This is a genomic window from Nocardia sp. NPDC004860 (assembly GCF_040609015.1).
Lineage (GTDB): Bacteria > Actinomycetota > Actinomycetes > Mycobacteriales > Mycobacteriaceae > Nocardia.
The window spans coordinates 49,504-65,666 of the sequence record NZ_JBEXJI010000007.1 but is presented as its reverse complement, the minus strand read 5'-3'; the positions used below and the strand labels follow the sequence as shown (position 1 = coordinate 65,666).

Annotated in this window: 13 protein-coding genes and 1 pseudogene; 11 read left to right on the top strand and 3 right to left on the bottom strand. The window is 67.0% G+C overall.

Going from position 1 to position 16,163, the window contains the following annotated elements; translation table 11 throughout:
• The first annotated feature begins 322 nt into the window (after positions 1-322).
• The 4 genes from ABZV44_RS16275 to ABZV44_RS16260 all read left to right on the top strand — a co-directional run bounded on the left by ABZV44_RS16275 (position 323) and on the right by ABZV44_RS16260 (position 6,536).
• Positions 323-1,705, top strand: coding sequence for a wax ester/triacylglycerol synthase domain-containing protein (locus ABZV44_RS16275; RefSeq protein WP_354836688.1), 1,383 nt, complete (start codon positions 323-325; stop codon positions 1,703-1,705).
• A gap of 234 nt (positions 1,706-1,939) precedes the next feature.
• Positions 1,940-3,544, top strand: a complete 1,605-nt coding sequence (locus tag ABZV44_RS16270) for a serine/threonine-protein kinase (protein ID WP_354836686.1) — start codon at positions 1,940-1,942, stop codon at positions 3,542-3,544.
• On the top strand, positions 3,541-5,040 hold the full coding sequence (locus ABZV44_RS16265; protein WP_354836684.1) for a serine/threonine-protein kinase: 1,500 nt from the start codon (positions 3,541-3,543) through the stop codon (positions 5,038-5,040). The genes ABZV44_RS16270 and ABZV44_RS16265 overlap by 4 nt, the downstream gene beginning before the upstream one ends.
• Positions 5,041-5,063: 23 nt before the next feature.
• A complete protein-coding gene (locus ABZV44_RS16260; RefSeq protein WP_354837066.1) occupies positions 5,064-6,536 on the top strand; it encodes a serine/threonine-protein kinase in 1,473 nt (490 codons plus the stop codon).
• A gap of 123 nt (positions 6,537-6,659) precedes the next feature.
• On the opposite strand, the gene ABZV44_RS16255 is transcribed toward ABZV44_RS16260, so the two are convergent.
• Positions 6,660-6,884 (bottom strand): hypothetical protein, encoded by a 225-nt coding sequence (locus tag ABZV44_RS16255; protein ID WP_354836682.1) that lies wholly within the window; start codon positions 6,882-6,884, stop codon positions 6,660-6,662.
• Positions 6,885-7,250: 366 nt separating this feature from the next.
• On the opposite strand from ABZV44_RS16255, the gene ABZV44_RS16250 reads away from it, so the two are divergent.
• Positions 7,251-8,492 (top strand): cytochrome P450, encoded by a 1,242-nt coding sequence (locus ABZV44_RS16250; protein WP_354836680.1) that lies wholly within the window; start codon positions 7,251-7,253, stop codon positions 8,490-8,492.
• Here the strand turns inward: ABZV44_RS16250 and ABZV44_RS16245 are convergent.
• Together ABZV44_RS16245 and ABZV44_RS16240 are read right to left on the bottom strand one after the other, a co-directional pair.
• Complete coding sequence (locus ABZV44_RS16245; protein ID WP_354836678.1) at positions 8,461-9,831, bottom strand: NtaA/DmoA family FMN-dependent monooxygenase; 1,371 nt, start codon at positions 9,829-9,831, stop codon at positions 8,461-8,463. The genes ABZV44_RS16250 and ABZV44_RS16245 overlap by 32 nt on opposite strands.
• 12 nt (positions 9,832-9,843) lie before the next feature.
• Positions 9,844-11,046 carry an LLM class flavin-dependent oxidoreductase gene (locus ABZV44_RS16240; protein ID WP_354836676.1) on the bottom strand — a complete coding sequence of 401 codons (1,203 nt, stop codon included), beginning with the start codon at positions 11,044-11,046 and terminating at the stop codon, positions 9,844-9,846.
• A gap of 147 nt (positions 11,047-11,193) precedes the next feature.
• On the opposite strand from ABZV44_RS16240, the pseudogene ABZV44_RS16235 reads away from it, so the two are divergent.
• The 6 genes and pseudogenes from ABZV44_RS16235 to ABZV44_RS16210 all read left to right on the top strand — a co-directional run.
• A pseudogene (locus ABZV44_RS16235) lies at positions 11,194-11,375 on the top strand (hypothetical protein); the annotation flags it as partial.
• 62 nt (positions 11,376-11,437) lie between these two features.
• Positions 11,438-12,265, top strand: coding sequence for an NADPH-dependent oxidoreductase (locus ABZV44_RS16230; RefSeq protein WP_354836674.1), 828 nt, complete (start codon positions 11,438-11,440; stop codon positions 12,263-12,265).
• Positions 12,265-13,413 (top strand): ROK family transcriptional regulator, encoded by a 1,149-nt coding sequence (locus tag ABZV44_RS16225; RefSeq protein WP_354836672.1) that lies wholly within the window; start codon positions 12,265-12,267, stop codon positions 13,411-13,413. Before ABZV44_RS16230 ends, ABZV44_RS16225 begins: the two co-directional genes overlap by 1 nt.
• A 165-nt stretch (positions 13,414-13,578) precedes the next feature.
• Positions 13,579-14,616, top strand: coding sequence for an ABC transporter substrate-binding protein (locus tag ABZV44_RS16220; protein WP_354836670.1), 1,038 nt, complete (start codon positions 13,579-13,581; stop codon positions 14,614-14,616).
• The gene (locus tag ABZV44_RS16215) at positions 14,613-15,461 is read left to right on the top strand and encodes an ABC transporter permease (protein ID WP_354836668.1); all 849 of its coding nucleotides are present in this window, start codon (positions 14,613-14,615) and stop codon (positions 15,459-15,461) included. Before ABZV44_RS16220 ends, ABZV44_RS16215 begins: the two co-directional genes overlap by 4 nt.
• Positions 15,437-16,162, top strand: a complete 726-nt coding sequence (locus ABZV44_RS16210) for an ABC transporter ATP-binding protein (RefSeq protein ID WP_354836666.1) — start codon at positions 15,437-15,439, stop codon at positions 16,160-16,162. Before ABZV44_RS16215 ends, ABZV44_RS16210 begins: the two co-directional genes overlap by 25 nt.
• Position 16,163 lies beyond the last annotated feature (1 nt).

Genomic DNA, 16,163 nt, shown 5'->3' with positions numbered 1-16,163 from the left:
TGTTTTAGCAGTTCAGTGCGGTTTGAATAACGCCCAGCCAGGTCCGCAGAAGACGGCCGGTCATCGATGTTTGTCGATGACCGGCCGTTTTTCGCGCAACATACGCGCAACCAGGCCGCCGGCGGGGCGCGGCGATTCGGCTCTCTGCAGTTCGAGGACGGTCCGGTGACCTTCTGCCCTCCCGATCACCAGTTCGGTGGAGTCACAGTGAACTGAGGACATGCTCTGCGGGTACGGGATTCGGGTGCGCCGAGCGGTTCCAGGGTCTCGGATCGGAAGGACCGGCCGACGGCGCGGGCAGTTACTACGGATGGCGCGGACAATGGCTTCACTCGACTCCCATATGACACAGTCGGACCTCTTCACGTGGAGCATGGAGCAGGACCCGAGCCTTCGTTCCACGATCGTGTCGGTGCTGTTGCTGGACACCGAACCGGACTGGAATCGGTTGCTGTGCATGATCGATCGGGGGACGCGCGCGGTACCGCGATTCCGGCATCGGTTGGTTTCGGTGCCGTTTGGTCTCGCACCCCCGCGGTGGACGCTGGATCCGGATTTCGACCTGTCGTGGCATGTGCGGCATTTCGACGTTGCGGCCCCCGCTGATCTGTCGTCGGTGCTGGAGTTCGCGCGCACCGAGGCGATGGCAGCGTTCGATCCCGCTCGGCCGCTGTGGCGATTCACTGTGCTCAGCGGTCTCGCCGGTGGCAAGAGCGCCGTTGTCCTGAAGGTGCACCACAGCCTCACCGATGGTCTCGGTGGTATCCAGATCGCCGGCGAGATACTCGATTTCGACCGCGCGGGCACCGAGCGCGCGCAGATTCCGGAGACCGTGCATGCGAACGGGCGCGGTGTTCTCGGCGATATCGTGGCATGGAACTGGACGGTTGGCGCGGAGCTGGTGCGCGGTGGGCTGTCGATCGTCCTACCGGCACTCCGGCGGACGGTCACCGAACCGGTCGCTGCGATCAAAGACGGTGCGGCGCTGGCGGGTTCGCTGCTGCGTCTCGCGTACCCCATCACCAGCACCCTGTCGCCACTGATGACCGAACGAACCCTGGGCCGGAAGCTGACGGTATTGGATGTGCCGCTCGATGCCCTGCGGCACGGCGCGCACCTTGCCGGCTGCACGGTCAACGATGCCTTCCTGGCCGGAGTGCTGATCGGTCTGCGCGCCTATCACGACCGCCACGGCGCGAAGGTGGACCAACTGCGGGTGGCCATGCCGATCAGTCTGCGGCGGGCTGCGGATCCGATCGGTGGAAACCGGATCACTCTGGCGCGCTTCGCTGTTCCGGTCGACAAGGCCGCGGCCCTCGACCTCATACACGCGCTCGACGCCACGGTCGAGGGGTGGAAGCACGAACCGGCGATCCCGTTCTCGAATGCCGTCGCGGCGACCTTCAACCGGCTACCGGTCGGATTGCTCACCGAAATGTTCAAACACGTCGACTTCGTCGCCTCCGACGTCCGGGGCTCCCCGGTGGACCTCTACCTCGCCGGCGCGAAGGTCGATCGGATCTATCCCTTCGGCCCCACCACCGGCACCGCGTTCAATATCACCCTGATCTCCCACGTTGCCACCTGCTGCATCGGAATCAACTTCGACATCGGGGCTGTCCCCGATCCGGAGGTCCTGACCGACTGCATCGCGACCGGGTTCCGGACGGTCGCCGACCTCGACGCGGACCCGCCCGACCGCTAGCCGCGGGCCCGATCGAGCCCGCCGATACCGGAGGTGGAACTGGGGCGAGTCGGCGACGGCGATGCGCGCGTCCGCGCATCGCTGGTGAGCGGAGGTCAGGCATCCGAAAGCGGCTGGAAGGGACGTTCCCCCGGCTGTACGGATCGTCGCCTCAGGCGGCGTCGGCGGGCTATCGTCGGGTATTGCAAGAAGCGGTGACGTCCCTGCAACCTTCCGGGAGGCAGGTATACCGGCATGAGCCAGTCGGCGGCGGACTCGCGGGTAGGCACGACATTCGGGCACTACCAGCTGAAAAGGCTGCTCGGGCTCGGTGGTGTAGGGGACGTCTACGAGGCGTATGACACGGTCAAAGACCGCACGGTTGCGCTCGAGCTGGTGCCTGGAGACCTGGCCGCCGATTCCCACTACCGGGAGCAATTCCGCCGCGAATCACGTCTCGCGGCGCGTTTGCAGGAACCGCATATCGTCCCGATTCACGACTTCGGCGAGATCGACGGATTGCTCTACATCGACCGGCGGCTGGTTCGCGGTGATGACCTCGGAACGCTGCTCGCCCGGCACGGCCCGATGGATGCGGCCACCGCGGTGGCCGTGGTCGGTCAGGTTGCGGCGGCGCTGGATGCGGCGCATGCCGACGGGCTGATCCACGGCGACGTCGAGCCCGCCAATATCCTCGTCGGTGACGACGACTTCGCCTATCTGGTCGACTTCGGTATCGGCCGCTCGGTCGGTGGTTCCGGATCGACCGATAGGGACGCCCAGGCAGGGGTCTCTGCTTACGCGGCTCCAGAAGTCTTGCAGGACAAAGAGATCACCAGCCGAGCGGACATCTATTCACTGGCATGTGTTCTCCACGAATGCCTCACCGGCACCCGCCCGCACCCCGGTGGCAGTGCCGAGGCCGGGATCAGTGACGATCTGCTCGAACCGATTCCGCGTCCCACAGTGGTGCATCCGGGAACTCCGGCGGCGTTCGATGCGGTGATCGCGCGCGGCATGGCTGCGGAGCCTGCCGACCGTTACCGGACAGCGGGCGAGCTGGCCCGCGCCGCCCGCGATGCGCTCGACAGCACCGAGCAGCAGTCGGCAGCCACGATCCTGGGCGATACCGAGGCCGGGCCGCCCATCGCTACCGAAACAATGCCCGCTGCCACCGCCACCGCGGCCGCGCCCATCACCACCGACGCGACACGGGCGCCGGAGTTCGAGGCGACCGAAGTGGGCGGTCCATCAGTGACCCTAGCTCCGCAGCCGCAGCCGCAGCCGCAGCCGCAGCCGCAGTCACCGGCCCGGCCCGCTCTGTCGAAACGGCGCGCGGCGATCGTCGTTCTGGCGGCGGTCGTGGTGGCTGTCGCCCTAGCGCTGGCGGGAGACGGTGCGCCAGTACCGAATCGATACTCGGCCGCGGACCTGCGGCTGCTCGAGCTCGTCCCCACCGGATACACCCGAGCGAATTGTCTACACGATGCCGGGCATTCGAATGCTTCGGTACAGATGGATGCCTTGAATTGCCAACCGGCGGCCGGAGTCCCGGCGGCCCGATTCTTTCTGTTTCCCACCGTGGATCTCGTTCGCGCGTTCTACAAGGTCGTCAATCAGCAAGTACATCCCGCGCGGTGCGCGGATGGTTCGCAAGGGGGCGACTACTACAACGGCACCCGACCCGAGCGCGACGTCGTCGGCCAGTTCGGCTGCTTCGCCTCCGATGACGATCCCCCGGTTCCGGGGATCATCTGGAGCAACGAACCCGATCTCGCCGTGGGGATCGCGTACGCGGACAAGCCGGGCGACGCGCAGGAATTGCTCGGCTGGTGGAAGAGCCGGGGTGGCTTCCAATGAGCGAGACGGCGCGAAATTCGCGGGTAGGCACGGTATTCGGGCACTACCAGCTTGTGAAGTTGCTCGGCCGGGGCGGTATGGGCGAGGTCTACGAGGCCTACGACACGACCAAGGACCGCACGGTGGCGCTCAAGCTCCTGCCGGAAAACCTGGCGGCCGATGCCCGCTATCGGGAACGGTTTCGCCGCGAATCTCACACCGCCGCACGGTTGTTGGAGCCGCATATCATTCCGATCCACGACTTCGGCGAGATCGACGGGCTGCTCTATATCGATATGCGCTTGATCCGTGGCGAGGATCTCGGCAGCATCTTGTCCCGCGATGGACCGCTGCCGCCGAGCCGGGCGGTGGGCATCATCGGCCAGATCGCGGCGGCATTGGACGCCGCGCACGCCGACGGACTGATCCATCGGGATATCAAGCCGGCCAACATTCTCGTCGCCGACGACGACTTTTCTTATCTCGTCGACTTCGGTATCGCCCGCTCCGCGACCGGTCCGGGTTTGACCAGCACGGGCACCGCGATCGGAACCTATGCCTACATGGCGCCCGAACGATTCCGTAAAGGGGAGATCACTTCTCGCACCGATGTCTATTCACTGGCCTGTGTGCTGCACGAATGTATCACCGGGACAAGGCCTTTCCCAGGAAACAGCGTCCAGGTCGTGATCAAGGCCCATCTGTTCGATCCGATCCCGCATCCCAGCCGGGCCCGCCGGGGCATCCCCGCCGCTTTCGATGACGTGATCGCGCGGGGCATGGCCAAAGACCCCGCCGATCGTTACGCCCGCGCCGGGGACCTGTTCCGCGCCGCACATGACGCTCTCGGTGACACCGACCGGCACACTGCGGCCACCATCCTGGGCAGGAACCGTGCCCCGATCCTCAGCGCCCCGCGACAGCCGTCCGAACCGCTGCGGCCGCGGAAGCGGTGGCGCATCGGGACGGCCGTGGTGGCGGTGCTGCTGGTGGTTTCCGTCGCGGCCGGGATATGGCTGGCGAATCGTTCGAACCGAAACGGCCCCACGGCAGCGATCACCGGGTCCGGGCCACCTACATCGGCCAAGCAGTTCACGCCTGCGGAGCTCGCGCTGGTGAAGCTCGTGCCGCCGGGAAACGACGAGCACACCTGCTCGCACGTCGATCCGCCTCCGGGCGGCACAGCCAAGCTGTATTGCGTGCCGGGCGGGAAACCGTTTATCCGAGACGCCTTCTTCTCCCAGTACGGCACCGTCGGCGCGCTTCGCGACGGCTATACCCAATGGACCTCCGGGTACTCCGCCGGAGACGAAAAGTGCCCGGACGGAAGCACACCGGGCCCGTACACGGCGCACGGCCAGGACCAGGCGACCGGTCAGGTCGCTTGTCTGCCGACACTCGCCGCAATCGTCTGGACCACTGAGCCCGATCTCGTCCTGAGCATCGTCTTCGGCAACGACACCGGGGACCTGCCGCAGCTGTTCACCTGGTGGCAACAGCAGGTCGGATCCACGTAGCGGAGACACCGGTGAGCGGAGACATGAACCAGGCGGCGCGAAATTCGCGGGTGGGCACGGTATTCGGGCACTACCGGCTCGTGAAGTTGCTCGGCCGCGGCGGTATGGGCGAGGTCTACGAGGCCTACGACACGATCAAGGACCGCACGGTGGCACTCAAGTTGCTGCCCGAAGATCTCGCGGCGGACAACCGCTTCCGGCAGCGGTTCCGCCGCGAATCGCACACTGCCGCAAGGTTGTCGGAGCCGCATATCATTCCGATCCACGACTACGGCGAGATCGACGGGCTGCTCTACATCGATATGCGCCTCATCCGCGGTGCGGACCTCGGCGGTTTGCTATCCGATGACGGTCCGCTGCCACCGGAACGGGCAGTGACCATCATCAGCCAGATCGCGGCGGCATTGGACGCCGCGCACGCCGACGGACTGATCCACCGAGATATCAAGCCGGCCAATATTCTCGTCACCGACGACGACTTCGCTTACCTCGTCGACTTCGGTATCGCCCGCTCGCCGACCGGTCCCGGATTGACCAGCACCGGCACCGCGATCGGGACCTGCGCCTACATGGCACCCGAACGATTCCAGAGTGAAGAGGTCACCCCCCGGACGGATATCTATTCGCTCGCGTGTGTTCTGTACGAGTGCCTCACCGGCACTTGCCCTTACGCCGGCGACGTTATCGAAAGGGTGATCAGCGCCCATTTGTTCGGCCGGATTCCGCGTCCCAGCGTGGTGTATCCAGGGGTTCCGATTGCATTCGACGAGGTGATCGCGCGGGGCATGGCGAAGGATCCCGACGATCGTTTCGAGACGGCCGCGGAATTGGCGCACGCTGCTCGGCGCGCATTGCACGGCGGGGATCAGCGAAAGGAGTGCACGGTCGCGGACAGTACCGCGGCTCCACCCATGGGTAGCAATCTGCCCGCCCGGCGCGGTCGATCGAAACGGCGCAGGTGGTTGATGGTTTCCGCGGCCGTGGTCGTATCGGCGGCCGGCCTCGGGGTGTGGATCGCCGCTCGCCCGCCGAGCCCCCCGTGGGCGGGGACTTCGAAGCTGTCCGCCGCGGAGGTCGCTTTGCTGAAGCTGTTGCCTCCCGGGTATTCCCAGGAAACGTGCACGCCCGAATGGCCGCCGACTCCCCGGATAGCCTTGGCGCAGTTGCATTGTGCGGGCGGCGATCCTCCGGGATCGGTCCCGTCGGCTCGCTATCTTTCCTTCGCCGATGTCACCTCGCTGCGCGACGCCTATACGTTGTACGCCGACCATCTTCAGATCGTCGATTGCCCGGACGGCAGTCGGCCGCACTCCTTTACGGCGCCCGGTCGAGCCGAGCCGACAGGACAGGTCGGATGCTACCTATCCACCGACAATCCGCCGATGGCCGGAGTTTTCTGGACCTCGGAGCCCGATCGCGTCCTGGGATTCGCGGTTGGTCACTCCGACCGGGCGCAGCAGTTGTTCGCCTGGTGGCAGCAGGTCTCCTCGAGGTGATCGAGCCCGGAGAACTTCGTAAGAAGTCGGCTCCGGCAGGAGCCGCTGCCCGCGGCGGTCAGCTGGTGGAACAGCCGGTCCATCGGAGATCTCCGATGGACCGGCCATCGCCGAACGGAAGAGCTAGTGGTGCTGCAGCTTCCGCTTCATCTCCTTGGTTCGGTCCTCCATGTCCGACCGCGCCCGCTGGCCCTCTCGCTTCATGCCGTCACCCACCCGGTCCATATCGCGCTTGGCGTCGTCGGCCAGCCGGTCCACGTCACGTTCCATGCGCTGGCCCTGGTCCTTCATGCCCTGCTTGGCCTTGTTTGCCATCTGGCTGGGTTTTCGGCCCTTGCGATCAGACATTTCAACCTCCGCATCGGTAGGTTCCGTCCGAACTATGAGATCGGACGCGGATGACACCGCGTCCGCCGAATCTCCGTGCGCTGTGCGGCGCTCCCCGCCGCTTCGGCGACGATCACCGACAACCGGATAACGGCAGCAACTGTCGAGACAACAATTGCGCCTCGTAAAGCCTGCGACGCCGGATCACCCTTGTCAATGATTTCGTCGAACCCGGCCGGATTCCCCCGGTCGCACACGCCGTGCGGAAAAGATCGCGATGGGCACACGGGGGAGCGCGCGCGTCGGTAGGGTGACACCTCGGTCCGGGTCCGGGACGTGCGGTGTCGGGCGTCGGTGGAGTGCTGCGCAGTATGTGGAGTGGGTTCGATGTCAGAGTCAGTGCCGATCGCCGGCGGCCGGTATGCCGCGGCGGTCGATGCCGCCGGTGCGCGGGTGCCCATCTACACGCCGGAGTTCGCGGCCGATCCACACCGGGTCTATCGGGAGATGCGAGACAAGTTCGGGGCGTTGGCCCCGGTGGAGTTGGCGCCCGGGGTGCCGGCCACACTGGTGCTCGGATATCGCACGGCGGTAAGGATTCTCAACGATCCGGACCGTTTTCCCGCCGATCCGCGGGAGTGGCAGGCAGGGGTTCCCGCCGACTGTCCGGTTCTGCCGATGATGCAGTGGCGGCCGAATGCCTTGCGTAGTGCGGGAATCGAGCACGCGCGGTACCGGCGGATCAATACCGCGGGGCTGGCCGGAATCGATCAGTACGGTCTGCAGGTCACGGTGGAGCGGGTCGCGGTGTCGCTGATCAATACGTTCTGTACGTCCGGGTCGGCAGATCTGGTGCGCGACTACGCTTTTCCGCTGGCATTCCGGGTGCTCAACCACCTGCTCGGCTGTCCGGTGGACATCGCGGGGCAGGCGGCGGAGGGTTTTCGCGCCATCTTCGAGGGTGTCGGCGCGGAGCAGGGCAACAAGCTGCTCGTGGACGCGCTGCTGCGGCTGACCCTGTACAAACGAGCGCACCCGGGCGACGACGTCACCACCCGCATGCTCCGCCATCCCGCCGAGCTGAGCGAGACCGAAATGGTGCACCAGCTGGCCACGCTCTACGGCGCGGGTATCGAGCCGCAGCAGAATCTGATCGCCAATACGCTGCTGCTGCTCCTGGTGGACGACCGGTTCCGTGGCAGCGCGCTGGGCGGCAGTCTGTCCACCCGGGACGCGCTCGACGCGGTGCTCTTCGACGATCCCCCGATGGCGAACTTCTGCATCAGCTTTCCGCCCCGGCCCGTTCTCCTGGACGACTACTGGCTCCCCGCGCACCAACCGGTCGTCATCAGCATGGCGGCCTGCAACACCGATCCGGCCATCCGCGACAAGGAGCTGGCCGGCAACCGCTCGCATCTCGCCTGGGGTGCGGGCCCGCACTCCTGCCCCGCCAATTCGCTGGCCTATCTGATCGCCCAGGAGGCCGTCGACCAGTTGCTCGACGCCCTCCCGGAAATCCAGCTGGCGATCCCGAGCCCCGAATTGTCCTGGCGGCCAGGACCTTTCCATCGCGCCCTGGCCGCCCTCCCGGTCGTCTTCACCCCTTCGCCGCCGCTGCCCGAGGTGTGAGAGCTGCGGGTGCGAGACCGAGGTTGTCGCGCAGGGTGGTTCCGGTGTAGTCGGCGCGCAGCACGCCGCGGTCCTGCAGCAGGGGCACCACCCGGTCGACGAATTCGTCGAGGCCCCACGGCACCAGATGCGAACCGAGGATGAACCCGTCGGAGCCGTCGTTGCTCACGAAATCATCGATCTGCTGTGCCACCTGTGCCGGGGTGCCGACCAGCGGTCCGCGTTCGAACTGGTCGATGACCACCTCGCGCAGGCTCAGCTTCTTCGTCTCGGCGACCTCGCGCAGTCGTCGTACGGTCGCGAAACGGTCCTGATGAACGAACGCGCGGCCCTGGATGATCGGCGGGGCATCGGGATCCGGATCGATGGCGGGCACCGGGCCGTCCGGATCGTAGCCGGACAGGTCGCGGTTCCAGATCTGTTCCAGCAGGATCAGTGCGGTCTGACCGGTGACCTGTTCGTTCCGGATGGCGTGATACTTCTCGACCGCCTCGGCCTCGGTGTCGCCGAGCACGAAGCTCGCCGACGGCAGGATCTTGATGTCGTCGGCCGAGCGGCCGGCGGCCACGGCGCGTGCCTTGATGTCGCGATAGAACTCGGCCGCCTCCGGCAGCTTGCCGTAGGGGGAGAAGATGGCGTCGGCGTTCGCGGCGGCGAAGGCCCGGCCCTGCGGTGAGACACCCGCCTGCAGGATCACCGGCCGCCCCTGGGGGCTGCGCGGAACGGTGAACCGGCCTTCGATGTCGAACTGGCTGCCGTGGAAGGAGAACGTCCCGGCGTCGGCGCGGCCCAGGAACCGGCCGGTGCTCTTGTCCGCCACCAGGTCGTCCTCGTCCCACGAATCCCACAGTGCGCGCACCACATTCAGGGTTTCCTCGGCACGCGCATAGCGGTCGGCGGGATCGAGGAAACCGCTGCGCCGGAAGTTCTGCCCGGTGAACGCGTCGAAGGAGGTGACCACATTCCAGGCGGCGCGGCCGCCGGAGAGGTGATCCAGGCTGGCGAACCGGCGGGCCAGTTCATAGGGCTCGTTGAAGGTGGCGTTGATCGTGCCCGCCAGCCCGAGGTGCTCGGTGACCGCGGCGATCGAGGCCAGCACGGTGAACGTGTCGGGGCGGCCGATGATGTCCTGATCGAAGATCCGACCGGCGCGCTCGCGCAGGATGAGTCCCTCTGCGAGGAAGAAGAAGTCGAACTTTCCCCGCTCGGCGGTGCGTGCGGTGTGTTCGAAGGTGCCGAAATCGATCTGGCTGCCGGCTCGCGGATGCCACCAGGCGGTGTGATGGTTCACGCCGCCGAGGTAGGCGCCCAGGATGACCTGCTTACGGGATGTGCTCATGGGTGGCCTCGCTCAGGCGTTCGCGTATCGATTGGGGACGGCGGTGGGCAGGCCGAGCAGCCCACGCAGGGTGGTCTCGGCGTAGCCGGTTCGGAACAGGCCGCGGCGTTGCAGGACCGGCACCAGGACATCGGCGATGGCGCTCAGGTCGTCGACGGCCACACCCGGCCGCAAGCGCACGCCATCGACCCCGGCGTCGTGCCAGGCGGCGAGCAGATCGGCCAGGGCATCCGCGCTGCCGGTGAAAATTGCTGCGTCGGAGACGAATTCGGCACCGGCGAGATCGTTGAGGCGGGCCAGACGCTTCGCTCCGGTGGCGTCGGCGGTGTCGAGGAAGACGACCAGGTCGGCGTAGACCCGCAGCGGTTCGCCGACCCGCCCGACCCGGTCGGCCGCCTCCGCCACCCTGCGCACGATCGGTGCGGGACCCTCGTCGTGCGTCGGGGTGACGAACACCAGATCCGCACCACGGGCGGCGAATTCGTAGATCAGCGGCGCGTGTGCCAGCGCCGTCACCACCGGCTGCCCCTGTGGTGGGCGCGGAGTGATGGACGGGCCGCGCACGCTGAAGAAGCGCCCCCGGAAGTCGATGTAGTGCAACTTGTCTCGATCGATGAAGCGCCGGGTGGCGACGTCGCGAATCTCGGCGTCATCCTCCCAGCTGTCCCACAATCGGCGCACCACCTCGACGGCATCGGCGGCCTCGTCGAACAACTCGTGCGCGGCGGGCGGGAATCGGCCCGAGGTCACGGCTTCGGCCAACTCCGCGGTGGTGAGTTCATCGATGGTGCGCCGTCCGAAATGGGCCGCCTCGGAGGCAGTTCCCGACACCCGGGTCTGCCAGCCGGCCCGGCCATGCGAGGTGTAGTCGAGCGTGGCTATCGCCGTGGCGACATGGAACGGCTCGGTGTGGGTGGCGGTCACCACCGGGACGAGTCCGAGGTGGCGGGTGACCGGTGCGAGGCGTGCGGCGATCAATTCGGCGTCGAGCCGGGCACGCACCCGGTCGACGGCGCGGTCGGGAGCCTGCGGTACCGTCAGACTGTCCTCGATGGTCACGAAATCCAGCAGTCCCCGTTCGGCTGTGGCGGCGAGATCGGTCCAGTAGCGGGCTCCGAAGAGCTCCGCGGGCCGGGAGTTCGGTTCCCGCCAGGCCGCCGGATGCCAGCCCGCACCGTCCAGCGCCGCGCCCAGGTGCAATGGTGTCGATGCCATAATCCTCGGTTTCCGTTCCTGCCCTCGTGTCACGCCGGATCGGCGTGCGCTCCTCTCGGGCACCTTCGTCCTTCGCGGTCACGGTGGTCAATGGTTGAGATCAGGCTGATCCTTCGGAAATACTTTGGAGCACAATGAAATTGGGTGTCGTGGCCGGTCGGCTCACCGGAGGCTGTCGCCAAATCGCTGCGCAAATACCGTGATCTCGGCATCACGCACTTCGTGCTCTCCGATACCCGTATCGGTCCGAGATCGAACGTCAGGGCAATCAGCTGTTGCCGCTACCGGGGGATACGACGATCGTTCAATCCTCGTCGCCGGTTGCGTAGTATTCGGCTCGAGCTGCGGTCAATACCTGACTTGGCCCCGCGCGGCGGTCACGATACGGTCCATGACCCAGATCTCTGCTGTTGCGGATCAGCTGGTGGCACAGCGCTACCGCGACCCCGCGCCGACCCCGGCGCCGGAATGGAACCCGGTACTGCAGGTGCTGCACGAGCACCGCTCGATCCGTCGCTATCTGGCCGATCCGGTGCCGGACGCCATCTTGCGCCTGCTCGTCTCGGCAGCCCAGTCGGCGCCGACATCCTCCAATCTCCAAGCGTGGAGCGTGATCGCGGTCCGGGATCCGGAACGCAAGGCACGACTGGCCACGCTCGCCGGGGATCAGGACCATATCCGGCAGGCGCCGGTACTGCTGGTCTGGACGGCGGATCTGGCCCGGCTGCGAGCACTGGCCGCCGAGCGCGGAGCCCCGCTCGATGGAGCCGACTACCTGGAGTCCAGCTATGTGGCGTTCCTGGACGCGGCGCTGGCCGCGCAGAACGCGGCGACAGCGGCCGAATCACTGGGCCTGGGCACCGTCTACATCGGCGCCATCCGCAACAACCCCGAGCAGATTGCGGCTGAATTATCCCTGCCACCAGGCGTGTTCGCGGTCGTCGGCCTCGTGGTCGGCACCCCGGACCCGAGCGAGGATGCCCGCGTCAAGCCGCGGCTGCCACAGGCCGCGGTGCTGCACGAGGAGACCTACGACGCGACCGGGCTCGGCGCGCATCTGGCCGAGTACGAGAGCCGGATCGCAGCGTTCTACGCCGAGCAGAACCTCGAGCACTCCTGGATCGACCGGGTACTGACCCGGCTCGGCTCGGCCGCCGCGCTCAAAGGCCGCGACCGGCTGCGTGACCAGCTTGCGGCGCAGGGTTTCCCGCTGCGCTGATGGCCGGGGACAAGAGCGCGGGGGCGGTGCTGCGTGCCGTGCTCGCCGAGGGCACGGCGCCGCGCAGCGTCATCGCGCGCGTGGCCGGATTGTCGCCGGCGACCGTGACCTCGCAGGTGCGGGCGCTGGCCGCGGCGGGATTGCTGACCGAACTGCCGGAGACGGCCGGGCCGGGCGGGATGGGCCGCCCACATTCGCCGCTGGTGCTGAACGTCGCGGGCAATGTGGTGATCGGGCTGCACATCGCCGCGGACCATTGCACGGTCGCGGTGCTGGATATCGCCGGAACCGTGCGGCTTTCGCATCGGGTGCCGCACCTCGGCCTGGATCCAGATGTGATCCTGGCGTCCGCCGCCGCCGAGGTGCGGCGGCTGCGGGGTGAGCTGACCGAACGCGTCATCGGGCTGGGCGTCGCGATCGGCGGCTGGGTGGACAGCTCCGCCGGGTCCGTGGTCGAGCACGGCACCCTGCCCTGGCGCAATGTGGCTGTGCGGCAGTATCTCTCGGAGCAGACCGGGCTGCCGGTGACGCTGGACAGTCACAGCCGGGCGCTCGTGCACGCGGAGCAGTTGTTCGGGCATGCGCGGAGTGCGGCGGCGACGGTGCTGCTGTTCGCGGGCAATGTGATCGATGTGGCGTTCGCTGTGCACGGGCGGGTGCACTACGGCCCACGGTCGGCGGCGGGTGCGATCACGCGTCTGGTCGGGGGCGACGCGGCGGAGTCGGCGCTGGCCGAGTGCACCGACCGTGCGATGGTGGCTCATGCCCGGCGGGCAGGGCTGCCGGTACAGCGGATTCCGGATCTCATCGCCCTCGCGGGTCAGGACACGACGGCGCAGATGTTGTTCGCGGAGCGTGCCCGGGTACTGGGACGGGTGGTCGCGGTCGTGATCGACCTACTGGATCCGGACGCGGTGGTGATCGTGGATCAGGCGCTGGTCAGGGTGCCGGGCGTGCGTGCGGCGTATCTCGATGTGGTGCGCCGGTTCTCGGCCTGTGAACGGCCCGAGGAGGTCATCACGGGATCGTCGTTCTTCGGGCGCGTGCTGGAGACCGCCGCCGGCGCCGTGGTGCTGCAGCGGCTGTTCACCGATCCATTGTCGGTGGTGTCCACCGCCGAGCCGGCCGCGACAGATGCCCGAGTTTGATTCGCATTTATTTTAAGTCGAACGAATGTTGCTCGGTCGCAATGGTTTCGGCGAGAGTCTGTACATGGAAAGTTACGTCCTCGCGGACCGGTCCGAGAATCTCGCTTGTCATCGCTGCCCGGATTTCCCTGATGCTCTCCGCCGCAGTCGAATCAGGAGAAAAGAATGCGATACGCGATATCCGGGTTAGGCGTTGCCGTAGCGGCCGTTGTACTGGTGGCCGGCTGCGCCACCCGCGCCGGGGATACCGATCTCTCGGCGGCGCTGCCGACCAGTGTGCCGCCGAACACCAAACTGTCCATTTCGGTGAATACGACCCGGGTCGCGCTGGATGCCGCCGGGCAGTTGAACACCTTGCCGTTCACCGTTTCCGACTGGCCGGTGGTCTCCGCCGGGCCGGATGTGATTCAAGCTTTTCGCGGCGGCGCCCTGGATGTGGCGAGCAATGCGGGAATTCCGCCGATCCACGCCCATGCCACGGGTGTGGACGCGAAGATCGTCGGTGTCAAGATGCGCTCGACGCCGCTGTATCAACTGGCGACGGCACCGAACTCGAGCATCAACAGCCTGGCCGACCTGCGCGGCAAGCGGATCGGCTTTTCGCCCGGTCAGGCGCAGGGCGTGGTGGTGCTGCGCACTCTGCAGGCCGCCGGCATCGGCCTGAAAGAGGTCGAACTCGTCGAGTTGAACAGTCCGCAATTCCTCACCGCATTGCAGGGCAGGCAAATCGATGTCGCTCCGCTCGCCGAGCCGCAGACCACCAAATACCTGGCCCAGTACGGCGATCAGGGTGCACGTGCGGTGGCAACGCCGGCCGTGGACGCCCTGACCATCCTGTGGACGCCGACCGCGGTGCTGCAGGATTCCGCGAAACTGGCCGCGGTCACGGCATTCGTGAAGGTCTGGGCGCGGGCCGACATCTGGTCCTGGGAGCATCAGGATCAATGGCTCGACGCGTATTACGTGAAGGATCAGAAGGTTTCGGCGGAGGACGCCCGCCGGATTCAGGGCACCGTCGACAAGCCCTATTACCCGGCGAAATGGGATGACGCCATCAAATGGGAACAGGAAACCATCGACCTCGTGACCCGCTCCGGCTACTTCGGTAAGAGCTTCGATGCCGGTGAACTGTTCGACCGTCGTTTCGAATCGCTGGCCTCGGACGCGGTGCCCGCGCAGTACCGGATCAAGGAGTCACAATGACACTCGCGCTGCCCCGTATCGTGGTGCCCGCGCCCCGGACGGGCGAGGAGTTCGTGGACCGGCCTCGCCTGCGTCGCCTCGGACTGCGGAAACCGGTGCCGTTCGCACGCCTGCTCGGTGTGGTCGTCGTGCTCGCGGCCTGGTCGGCGGGCAGCTATTACGGGCTGCTGGACCACCGCAAGCTGTCCGCGCCATGGACCGTGCTCGGCACCGGCTGGGACCTCGTCCGCGACGGCACGCTCGGGGACAACGTGCTCGCCTCGCTGCACCGGGCGGCGATCGGTCTCGGGCTGGGCATCCTGATCGGCACGACACTCGCTCTGGTGGCGGGACTTTCGCGTCTGGGTGAATCGCTGATCGACGGACCGGTGCAGGTCAAGCGCGCTGTTCCCAGCCTCGGGCTGATTCCGCTGATGATCCTGTGGCTGGGCATCGGTGAGACGTTCAAGATCGTGCTGATCACTCTGGGCGTGGCGCTGGCCATGTACCTGCAGACGCACGCCTCGCTCACCGCCATCGACAAGCGGTTCGTGGAACTGTCGGAGGTGCAGGGTGTTTCGCGCTGGGAGTTCATCGCCCGCGTGGTGATGCCGGGCTCGCTGCCGGGCTTCTTCCTCGGGCTGCGATTGTCGGTCACCGGCGCCTGGCTCTCTCTGGTCGTCGTCGAATCCGTCAATGCCACAGATGGATTGGGCAAGCTCATGACCAGCGCCCAGAACTATGGGCAGGCCGATGTCATCCTGGTCTGCCTGGTCATCTACGGCGTCTTCGGGCTCGTCTCCGATGCGGGAATCCGGCTGCTCGAACGCAAGGTGCTGTCATGGCGTCGAACGATCTCGACCTAGGCGTCCGGACCCGGGACCTGGTCCGGTCGTTCGGGGAGCGGACCATCCTGGACCGCATAACGCTGACCATCCCGCCGGGCCAGTTCGTCGCCCTGCTCGGCCGCAGCGGCTCCGGCAAGAGCACCCTGCTGCGGGCGCTGGCCGGGCTCGATCACGATGTCGAGGGTTCCGGTGTGCTGCGGGTGCCGGCGAAAACCGCCGTGGTCTTCCAGGATTCGAGACTGCTGCCCTGGCAGCGGGTGCTGACCAACGTGCTGTACGGGCAGCCGCGCGCCCGCGGCGCGGCGGGCCGGGCCCTGCTGTCGGAGGTCGGACTGGCCGGGCGGGAGCGCGCGTGGCCCTCGGAACTGTCCGGCGGCGAGCAACAGCGGGTGGCGCTGGCGCGGGCCCTGGTCGGAGCTCCCGATCTGCTGCTGGCCGATGAGCCGTTCGGCGCGCTGGACGCGCTCACCCGGATCAGGATGCACGCGTTGCTCCGTGATCTGGTCCAGCGGCACACCCCGACCGTCCTGCTGGTCACCCACGATGTGGACGAGGCGATCACCCTGGCGCAGCGCGTGCTGGTGCTCGATGCCGGCCGCCTCACCCTCGACCTGCCCATCGACCTGCCGGCCGAGCGCGATCCGGGCGAACCGGAGTTCCAGCGCATCCGCCGCACCCTGTTGTCCGCGCTGGGCGTCGTCCCCGCCGCAATCCGATAAG